We start from the raw sequence: 10,302 nt of genomic DNA on the forward strand, positions 1-10,302 counted from the left end.
CAAGCTGATGCCGGATTTCTTTCCGAAGATTTTCGGGCCCGAGCAGAATCAGCCGCTCGATGCCGATGCCGTGCGCGACGCATTTGCGGCGCTTGCCGCCGAGGTCGGCAACGGCAAGACGCCGGAAGAGGTTGCCGACGGCTTCATCAAGGTCGCCGTCGAGAACATGGCGAATGCGATCAAGAAGATTTCGGTACAGCGCGGCTATGATGTGACGCGCTATGCGCTGAACTGTTTCGGCGGCGCCGGCGGCCAGCATGCCTGCCTTGTTGCCGATGCGCTCGGCATGACCAGCGTGCTGATCCATCCGTTCTCGTCGCTCCTCTCCGCCTACGGCATGGGGCTCGCCGACATTCGCGCCACCCGCCAGCAGGCGATCGAGGAGCCGCTGAACGCAAAGGCGCTGAAGACCTTGAGCAGGCTGGGCCAATCGCTCGGCAAGATTGTGAAGAACGAAGTCGCTGGCCAGGGCGTGCCGGCCCGCGACATCAAGGTGATCGTGCGCGCGCATATCCGCTACGCCGGGACAGACACGGCGCTGGTGGTGAACGCTGGCGACATCGCCGCGATGACCCGGGCCTTCGAGAAGGCGCACAAGGCGCAGTTCGGCTTCATCGACCGATCCAAGCAACTGGTGCTGGAAGCGGTGTCGGTCGAAGCCATCGGCGGGGCTGCGACCTTCCGCGAGCGCGCGCTAAAGACGACGCGCGGCAAGCTCCCCCCGCCCGCCCGCCGCACGAAATTCTTCTCCGCGGGCAAATGGCACAAGGCCGCGGTCTATACGCGCGACCAGCTCAAGCCCGGCCACAAGGTCAAGGGACCGGCCATCATCATTGAGCCGCACCAGACCATCGTGGTCGAGCCGGGCTGGCAGGCCGCGCTCACGGCAAAGAACCACCTCGTGCTGACGCGGATCGCAAAGCTCAAGCGCATTGCGGCGATCGGCACCAAGGCCGATCCGGTGATGCTCGAAGTCTTCAACAATCTCTTCATGTCGATCGCAGAGCAGATGGGCGTTGCTCTGCAGAACACCGCTTATTCTGTGAATATCAAGGAACGTCTGGACTTCTCCTGCGCGGTGTTCTCCGGCGACGGCGCGCTCGTCGCCAATGCGCCGCACATGCCGGTGCATCTCGGCTCGATGGACCGCGCGGTCGAGACCATCATCCGCGAGAACAAGGGCAAGATCCGCCCCGGCGACGTCTATGCGATCAACGCGCCCTATAACGGCGGCACGCATCTGCCGGACATTACGGTCTGCACGCCGGTGTTCGACAATGCGAAGCGGAAGATCCTGTTCTGGGTCGCCTCGCGCGGACATCACGCCGATGTCGGCGGCATCTCACCTGGCTCGATGTCGCCGAATGCCACCACCATCGAGGAGGAAGGCGTCTATCTCGACAATTTCAAGCTGGTGGATCGCGGTCACTTCCGAGAGAAAGAAATCTATGCCGCGCTGACCGGCGCGAAATATCCCGCGCGCAATCCGGTCCAGAATATCAACGACCTGAAAGCGCAGATCGCCGCCAACGAAAAGGGCGTGCAGGAGCTGCGCAAGATGGTGGAGCAGTTCAGCCTGCCGGTGGTGCAGGCCTATATGAAGCATGTGCAGGACAACGCCGCCGAGAGCGTGCGGCGGGTGATCGACCGCCTGCACGATTCCGAATTCTCCTACGAGATGGACCAGGGCACCGTGATCAAGGTGAAGATCACGGTGGACAAGAAGAAGCGCGAGGCGACCGTTGATTTCACCGGCACCTCGCCACAGCAGCCGACCAACTTCAATGCGCCCGAGCCGGTGACGCGCGCGGCCGTGCTCTATGTCTTCCGCGTGATGGTGGACGACGACATTCCCATGAATGCCGGGTGCCTGCGGCCGATCAACATCGTGATCCCGAAGGGCACGATGCTGACGCCGGAATATCCGGCGGCTGTTGTCGCGGGCAATGTCGAGGTGTCGCAGGCTGTCACCAATTGCCTGTTCGGTGCGCTCGGCGCGCTCGCCGCGGCGCAGGGCACCATGAACAACCTGAATTTCGGCAACGAGCGCTATCAATATTACGAAACAATCTGTTCCGGTTCGCCCGCGGGTCCGGGCTTCAACGGTACCGATGCCGTGCACACGCACATGACCAACACGCGGCTGACCGATCCGGAAATTCTCGAATTCCGCTATCCGGTGCTGCTGGAGGACTTCCACATTCGCAGGGGTTCGGGCGGCCGCGGCAAATGGCACGCGGGCGACGGCATCCGCCGCACCATCCGCTTCCTCGAGAAGATGGAATGCACCATCCTCTCCGGCCACCGCCGCGTGCGGCCGTTCGGCCTGGCGGGCGGCGAAGCCGGTCAGGTCGGCGACAACCTCGTGCGGCGCAAGGACGGCACCATCGAAAAGCTGAACGGCTGCGACGCCACCGTGATCGACGCGGGCGAAGCGATCATCATCCAGACGCCGACCGCGGGTGGATACGGCCCGGCGGGATAACAATGCCCGATGGCCTCAGGACGCAACCTCCTGAAGGTCTAGTTGCAGGCCGCGTGGGTAGGTTCAGGGACTGGCCCGTACCCGGATTGCCAGTCTCGCAGCGCCGCCGCCCCTGGCGAATTGTCACGACCGTTGCGCGACGCATGAACTCTGTCTGCGATCTGGTCCGGTGACCGCACCGCGCCTCGGCGGAAAGCACCCATTGCGGCGCTATTCGTCCCCCGCTTCCGCTGCCGTGCCCTCGCCGATTTCGATCTGCAGCGTCGGATGCGCAATGCCGAAACGCGCGAGAAGCTCGTGCTGCGCCTTTTCAAAAAAATCATTCCCGGGATGACCACCGGGCATCACAAGATGCGCAGTCAACGCGGCCTCGTTGGTGCTCATGCCCCACACATGCACGTGGTGCGCGCGGACGACGCCGGGCAGGCTTTGCAGATACGTCTTGACCGCTTCGAGATCGATATGCGCGGGCACGCCGCCGAGCGCGAGATTGATCGAATCGCGCAACAATCCCCAGGTGCTCCACAGGATCACGGCCACAATGATCAGGCTCGTTACCGGGTCGAGCCAGAGCCATCCGGTGAACATGATCGCGGCGCCCGCGACCACCACACCGAGCGAGACGCCCGCGTCCGCGACCATGTGCAGATAGGCGCCGCGGATATTCAGATCGCTCTTGCTGCCGCTCATGAACAGCCAGGCGGTGAAGCCGTTGATCAGGATGCCAATGCCCGCGACGACCATGACGGTCGTGCTAGCCACCGGCTCGGGCTCCGCGAAACGCCAGATCGCCTCCCAGGCGATCGCGCCGCAGGCAAAGATCAGAAGCAGCGCATTGCCAAGCGCTGCGAGGATCGAACTCGCGCGCAGGCCATAGGTAAAGCGGGGGGTCGGCGGGCGCTTGCTGAGGATAGCCGCGCCCCAGGCGATCACCAGCCCGATCACGTCGGACAGATTGTGCCCGGCATCGGCGAGGAGCGCCGTCGAATTGGCGAGGATTCCGAAGGCCGCCTCGACCGCCACGAACCCGAAATTGAGCGTGATACCGATGACAAAGGCGCGGCCGAAATCCTTCGGCGCGTGAGCATGCGAATGCGTGTGTCCGGGCGCGTGGCTGCCGTGATCGTGAGAATGATCGTGCATGACGGATGACCACTATACACCGTTCGTCCCCACGAAAGCGGGGACGGAGGACCACGACATCCAAGTTCCCGCTTGCACGGGAACGAACGGAGTGCGGCTATAGCTCGTTCAATTTCTACCGAAGCGGCCGCTCTCCAGCTGTCATCGCCCGCGAAGCGGGCCATCCAATAAAAGCGACCGCTTCAAGAGCTTACTGGATGCCCCGCTTTCGCGGGGCATGACAAAACATGGCTGAAGCGATTCGCCTCAGCCGAAAGTGAGTCACTCCGCCGGCCTCGGTCCCTCGTCCTCGATCCAGTCGTCATCGTCGAGGATGTTGCGCTTTGCCGACCTCGCCTTCGGCTTTCCGCCGAGTGAAACGCTGCGGGACCGTGATCCCGCCTTGCCGATCGCCCCGGTGAAGCCAGGCTCAGTCCGCCACGCATAACCCCGCTCGCGGGCCACCCGCGCCGCCACCACGTCGCCGGGGATCTGATCCGGATTGCAGATGCGGTTGCCGCTGCGGCGCCGCATCAGATCGAAATGGAAGTGATCGTAGTGGAAGCGATTGGAGCCCGGCGCGAGCACCGTGTTGAACATCTCGCAGGCCGCGCCTTGAACGTCGCGCAGGAAGCCCTGCTCTTCCGGCGAGCCGCGCCAGCCATTCTTCACGGTGATGCGCCGGCCGTCGGCTAGGGTGAAAGACGATACGTCGAGCGCATTGCCGAAGGCATGTTCGGAAATACGCGCACCGCGCTGGCCGTTCATGCCGCGACAGGAATAGGCCGAGATCTGCCGGATCTCGACCACCGGCTGCCGGAACCAGCGCCGCGCCGCAGGTTGCACGGCATCGATGATCCATCGATCGAGTTTGGAGACCATCGGGCATGCCAGCGTCGCCGCGGGCTTGATCTCGACCGGGCCGAGCGCGGAAATCGCGCTCCGTCCGAGCGGCACGGCCGACTGGACCGGAGCGGCCGTGGATGCACTACGCGATTGCGGCTGATAGGGCCGCAGTGGCGCCGGAAATGGCGAGGACGACGCAGCCTTGGACTCGACCACATCCGCATCGTCAAACTCAGGTTCGGACGGCGGATCGTAAACCGAGGGCCGCCGCGTGGCCGCAGTGGGTTGTGCGCCGCTGCTCCGCCATGGATTGCTCTCGTAACGTCCGGCTGAAGCACTCTGTTGCGACGGCACAATCTCGAGCGGCGCACCGATATTGCGTCCGTTTGCAGACGGTGGCGGCAGCGCCTCCCGCTGCACGCTCGAGCGACGCAGCGGATTGAAGAATTGCGGCTCGTCGCCGCGATCGCGCGTTGCTTGCGGCGCCGCAGACGGAGCCGGCGTCGTGGTGACAGGCCAGCGCTGCGGGCCGGCATTGGGCACAGAAGCAGGCGGTCGCAGGTCCGAATAGCCGAGCAGGGGCTGGTCGCCCAGGGCGGCAACCTTCAGCGGAAAATCCGCCCCGCACATGCCGGGTCCGTTGATCGGCTCGATGCGGACGATGGTGCCGCTTTCCTTCACCGCGCCCGATTGAAGACAGGTCAGCTCGGCCTCTTTCCGCCACGGCTCGCGCTGCATGAGGTAATGCCCGGCGCAGCCCGCAAGCGCCAGGAGGCTCAATCCGGTGACGCTTGCGCGCCAGTGATGAGACAATACCCGCAACATGACTCCGACAATGCGAAGGAGTCCGTTAACGGGTCATTCACCGGTGCGCGGTGGTATTCGTTATCGTTACCGGAAGGTGACTGCGATACCCGTTCGGCGTAATCTCCGCCCCCCGCGCAGAGACATTAGGACCGGGGAGGATCTGGATGAGCTGGAAAGTGCGTGCGCTGACCGCGGCCTTGATGACAATCGTGATGGTCGCGATTGTCACCTTCGTTGCGACCTGGCTCGCGCTCGGCATCGATCCGGGGTTTCCATGGCAGTGGGCCAAGGCTTTCATTGTCGCCTGGCCGATCGCCGCCACGACCGGCTTTATCGTCATGCCGACAGCACGCAGGCTTGCCGAGCGGATCGCAGGCGCTGGCTGACTCGCGAACTCACAACGCTCGTTGACGCGTAGGAAGCATGCTGCATTGCAGTGAGCGAAGCTTTGCCATGACCACCGCTTCGAGCCTGTGAAAAAATATTTTGTTTCGACAAATCAGGTGGTTAGAGGCGACACCGGCATTGTGCTACCCGACGTCGGCGGCACTTTGACGCTGCTACCGCGTTCGGCCCTTCGATGATGTTCCGTGGTCTGCTATGGTTAACCAAGGACAGCGAAAGGAGGCCTTATGGACCTATCCTTGAAGCTCAACGTCCTGGCCTTGTTTGCCGTGTTCGCCTTCGTGAGCGCGGTGTTGCTGGGAGCGTTCTGAGAGTCTCGGAGGTAAGCTATAAGACCAACAATCGCCGCATGCGTACCAGGCGGCTTGGGGTTCAAAGCACCGGAGCGAAGGTTCGCTCCGGTGCTTTGCGTTTCAACGCCCGCAATCCCTATTGAGCGGCCTTGATGCCGGTGATCCGCACGATGTCCGCGCCATAGGCGTGCTCCCGCTTCACCTTGGCTTCGAACTCGGCGGGACCGGAACCGACCGGCGTGTAATCCTGCGGGTCGAGAAACCGCGCGCGGAATTCCGGATCGTTCACCGCAGCGCGCACGGCGCTCGCGATCTTCTCGCGGATTGCCATCGGCGTGCCGGCCGGCGCCATCATCCCGAACCAGGCGCCCTTGTAAGGGAAGTCGAAGCCAAGTTCGCCGAGCGATGGCGTGTCGGGCAACAGCTTCGAGCGCGTGTCGCCGATCACCGCAAGCGGGGTCAGCTTTCCGCTCTTGAAATGCGGCACCACGATCCCGAGCGCGACATAGGAAACCGGGATGCGTCCCGAGACCACTTCGTTGATCGCATCCGTAGAACCGCGGAACGGCACATGCAGGATGTCAACATTCTGCGTCTTCTTCAGCCACTCGAAAAACACCTGCGGCGACGACGCCTGGCCCCAGGACGAATAGGACAAATCGCCGGGCTTGGCCTTGGCCGCCTTCACCACATCGCGCAGGTCTTTCGCCGGGAATCCGGCGCTCGCATACACGACGCCCGGCGCGGTGAGATATTCGGTCACCGGCACCAGCGTCTTGTAGCGTTCATAGAGGGAAGGATCGTAGTGCGGCAGAATGGTGAAGGCCTCCGCCGTCACGGAGCAGAACGTGTATCCGTCCGGCTCCGCCTGCGCGCATTGTTGCATGCCGATCGAGCCGTTGGCGCCGGGCTTGTTCTCGATGACCCAGGGCTGCCCGAGGATCGGGCGCACCTTGTCGCCGATCGCGCGCGTCAGCGTATCGAGCACGCCGCCCGCCGGGAATGGAACGATCACCCGGATCGGGCGGTCGGGATAGGTCTGTGCCGGCGCGGGCTTTGCGGCGAACAGCACTGACGCAACCACTGCGATTGCAATCGCGCCCGCCGATTTGAATTTCGTTCTCATGGCATCCTCCCTTCGTGGTTTGCCAATTGTCCTATCCGCTCAGCAGCACCTGCCCGCCGGAGAAGAAGGTCCCAATCCGGTTGCCACGCGTGACCGGCAGCAACAGGTGCGAGGGATGTTCGAGCGAATGATGGATGGTGACGGTCGATGCGACCGGCCGGTGCAGGTGCCCCTGCGCGATCCATTGCAGGTCGTGCTGCGGTTTTTCGTCATCCGCGCATTTGATCCGAAGCGCCAGCCGGTAGCCGGGCCTGAGCAGGATGCCATAGGGACGGATTTCGACATCGAATGCGGTGACTTCGCCAGGTACCAGCTTCTCGCGCGATGTGTGCGCATGCACCGGCTGCCACAGCTTGCTCTTTGCCGGATCGATTTGCCGTTGCGAGCCGCGCAGCCAGCCCCGCGTCAATAGCCGCTCGGCACCATCGGGTGCGATTTCGATCAGGCTTGCGAAGACCAGGAGGTCCGTGTCGGTCGTCGATGCGAACAGCTTCAGCGCAATTGGCCCGCAGATCTCGGTCGCTTCGACCATCGGCGGCGTAACGAACCGCACTTCGCCGCGCGCCCCCGGCGCGTCCTCGAAGCTTGTGCTCGTCGATCCGCGGAACGGCTCGCGCTCGGAGAGAAGACCGCCATCATGCAGATGGAACGGCGTGAACCGCGCCCTGTGCGGTGGCCAGCCGCCAAAGTCCCGCCACGCCCCGCTATTGTCGATGAAGGTCTGGACCTGCGGCTCGCCCAGAATGCCGGTGTCGTTGTCCTTCAGCCAGTGATCGAACCAGCGCAGCTGGTCGAACTGATATTGATAGACCGGGCGATCGAGATAGACCGGCGGGCCGATCAGCATGCGCTTCGGCCCGCGCCAGTTTTCGAAGCCGCGGAAGGCGCCTGGCAAATGCAGGCCGTAGATGCCCCAGCAGCCGCCGAGCGTTGCCGGTACATCGATGGGTTTTTCGAAGTCGATCGATCGCTCGCGCCAGAACGGCCCGTCGAACCGGTGCGCGAGGATTTCCACCATCAGCGGATTGGTGCCGCTCTCCGGCGCCGCGAGACACTCGGCGAGGAACGGCACCGCCGCGATCTCGGGATCTGCGCGCAGCGCCTCGATGGTCGAGCGCATTTCGGGCGAGCGGATCAACGCAAGCCGCTGCTCCCCCATCTCCATGCCGGCGACGTTGCGCAGCCAGCCGCGCATGAAGCCGTAGGAGAGGATGCCGCCGTGATAATAGCGGTCGCGATAGGCGTCGTTCCAGCCATAGGGCGCCCAGATGCAGCGCAGCGACGGCGGAGCCAATGCAGCCACGCGCTGGGAGACGATCGAGAAATAGGACACGCCGGTCATGCCGACCCGGCCGCTCGACCACGGCTGCGATGCCAGCCATTCCACGACCTCGGCGATATCGCCGATGGCGCGCTGATTGAGATTGCCGAATACCCCCTCAGACTTGCCGGTGCCGCGGATATTCACCACCGCATGCGCGTATCCGCGGCGCGCGAAAAACACCGAGTCCCCCGCCTCCATATGTCCGCGCTTGTGGCTCATGCCTTCCGGCATCAGGTCGGTGAACTGGTCGGCCATCGAATAGGCATGCACGCCGAGCAGCACCGGATAGCGACCGGGCGCGGATGGGCGCGTCACCGCGCAATGCAGCGTAATCCCGTCCGACAACGGAATGCGCAATTCGCGCTCATGCGTGACGCCGTATTGCGGCTGCGACAGCGACCAGTCCCGCGTGAACAAGCGTTTTCTCCCCGGGCTTCCGGGTTCATTTATATGACCATTTAAATCGCGGTCAAGCAAAGGCCGCGTGACCCGCATCGCGGGCCGGTCAGCGCGAGCGTTGCGGTTTTTTCTTGGGATTCGCGGCGATGCCGTAGATCAGCATCTCGATCATGGTCTCGACGAATGCCCCGAAGCGCTCATCGTCGCTTTGCGGCTTGCCGCCGAGGCGCTCCATCATCGGCTGCAGATTGGCGTAGAGATCGCCGAGCGCCACGTAATGCGCGAAATAGAACAGCGGCTCGACTGGCCTGAAGACGCCGGCATCCACGCCCTTTCGCAGAAGCGCGGTGTGCTCCTCAAAATTCACCCGCGCGAAATTCTCGATGAAGAAGCGCGACTCCTTCGACTTCACCGTCATCATCTGATGCATGATGAGCCGCGTGAGATACGGATAGCGCCGCAGGAAATGCATGGTCGCGCTCGCGCGCAGCCGCAAGGCTTCCTCAGCCTCCGCGTCTTCCGGCACGACCGCCAGAATTTCGGCGCGCCATTCGCCGACCACCTGCTCCACTACCGCCTGGAACAGGTTGTCCTTGCTGCCGAAATAATAGGACACCAGCGCCGGATTGAGCTTCGCCTCGCGCGCCACATCGTTCAGCGAGACATTGCCCATGCCTCGCTCGTTCAACAGCCGGATCGCCGATTGCAGCAGCGATTGCCGCGCGACGCCCGGCGGCAGATGGTAGTCGCGCGATTTTTTTGCGCGTTTGACCGCCGCTTTGGAGTCCGGCTTCGCTACGCGCGTTGTTTTCTTCCCCATACGAGGAGATTGCCGGGCGGTGGACGCAAGTCAATCGTGCCGTTACGCCGCCTGCGCCTTCCTCACTTCGTTCGGATTGTAATTGAGGATCGGCGCCAGCCAGCGCTCGCATTCCTCCACGCTCCAGCCCTTGCGGCGCGCATAATCCTCGACCTGGTCGCGCTCGATCTTGCCGACGCCGAAATAGTGGCTCTGCGGATGGCTGAAATAGAGCCCGCAGACCGAGGCGCCCGGCCACATCGCAAAGCTCTCGGTGAGAGTAACGCCGATCCGCTCGCCGCCGATCAGCCGAAACAGCGTCGCCTTTTCGGTGTGATCGGGCTGCGCCGGATAGCCCGGCGCCGGCCGAATGCCCTGATAGCTTTCGGCGATCAGATCGGCCGGCGTCAGTTTCTCGTCCGGCGCATAGCCCCAGAATTCCCGGCGCACGCGCTCGTGCAGGTGCTCGGCAAAGGCCTCCGCCAGACGATCGGCCAGCGCCGACATCATGATCGCCGAATAATCGTCATTGGCCCGCTTGAACCTTGTCGCGATAGCCTCCTCCCCGATTCCTGCGGTGACCGCGAACGCACCGACGTGATCCACCGGCGCACCGTCCCCGGATGCAACAAAGTCGGCGATCGAGACATTCGGCCGCCCGTCGCGGCGCGCGATCTGCTGGCGCAAGCCATGCAG

The 10,302-nt window shown here is 63.6% G+C and carries 8 protein-coding genes; 2 read left to right on the forward strand and 6 right to left on the reverse strand.

The genetic code is table 11. The features are described from left to right. Window positions 1-2,485: hydantoinase B/oxoprolinase family protein (locus VN004_RS00240; protein ID WP_325606096.1), on the forward strand; the 2,485-nt coding region annotated here is incomplete at its 5' end. Between the two features lie 210 nt (window positions 2,486-2,695). Here VN004_RS00240 and VN004_RS00245 read toward each other — a convergent pair. Further along, window positions 2,696-3,628, reverse strand: a complete 933-nt coding sequence (locus VN004_RS00245) for a cation diffusion facilitator family transporter (RefSeq protein WP_325606097.1) — start codon at window positions 3,626-3,628, stop codon at window positions 2,696-2,698. A 261-nt stretch (window positions 3,629-3,889) separates the two neighbouring features. Next, complete coding sequence (locus VN004_RS00250; protein ID WP_325606098.1) at window positions 3,890-5,278, reverse strand: extensin family protein; 1,389 nt, start codon at window positions 5,276-5,278, stop codon at window positions 3,890-3,892. A 146-nt stretch (window positions 5,279-5,424) separates the two neighbouring features. Between VN004_RS00250 and VN004_RS00255 the strand changes: the two genes are divergently transcribed. Further along, window positions 5,425-5,646 carry a DUF2798 domain-containing protein gene (locus VN004_RS00255; RefSeq protein WP_325606099.1) on the forward strand — a complete coding sequence of 74 codons (222 nt, stop codon included), beginning with the start codon at window positions 5,425-5,427 and terminating at the stop codon, window positions 5,644-5,646. A gap of 448 nt (window positions 5,647-6,094) precedes the next feature. On the opposite strand, the gene VN004_RS00260 is transcribed toward VN004_RS00255, so the two are convergent. The 4 genes from VN004_RS00260 to VN004_RS00275 form a co-directional block, all read right to left on the reverse strand. Then, window positions 6,095-7,084 (reverse strand): tripartite tricarboxylate transporter substrate binding protein, encoded by a 990-nt coding sequence (locus VN004_RS00260; RefSeq protein WP_325606100.1) that lies wholly within the window; start codon window positions 7,082-7,084, stop codon window positions 6,095-6,097. A 31-nt stretch (window positions 7,085-7,115) separates the two neighbouring features. After that, window positions 7,116-8,825 (reverse strand): CocE/NonD family hydrolase, encoded by a 1,710-nt coding sequence (locus VN004_RS00265; protein ID WP_325606101.1) that lies wholly within the window; start codon window positions 8,823-8,825, stop codon window positions 7,116-7,118. Between the two features lie 88 nt (window positions 8,826-8,913). Then, window positions 8,914-9,627, reverse strand: a complete 714-nt coding sequence (locus VN004_RS00270) for a TetR/AcrR family transcriptional regulator (protein ID WP_325606102.1) — start codon at window positions 9,625-9,627, stop codon at window positions 8,914-8,916. Window positions 9,628-9,669: 42 nt separating this feature from the next. Continuing rightward, window positions 9,670-10,302 (reverse strand): vitamin B12 dependent-methionine synthase activation domain-containing protein (locus tag VN004_RS00275; RefSeq protein WP_325606103.1); only part of this gene is annotated, 633 nt, incomplete at its 5' end.

It is taken from the genome of Pseudorhodoplanes sp. (assembly GCF_035565855.1).
In the GTDB taxonomy this organism is placed as follows: domain Bacteria; phylum Pseudomonadota; class Alphaproteobacteria; order Rhizobiales; family Xanthobacteraceae; genus Pseudorhodoplanes.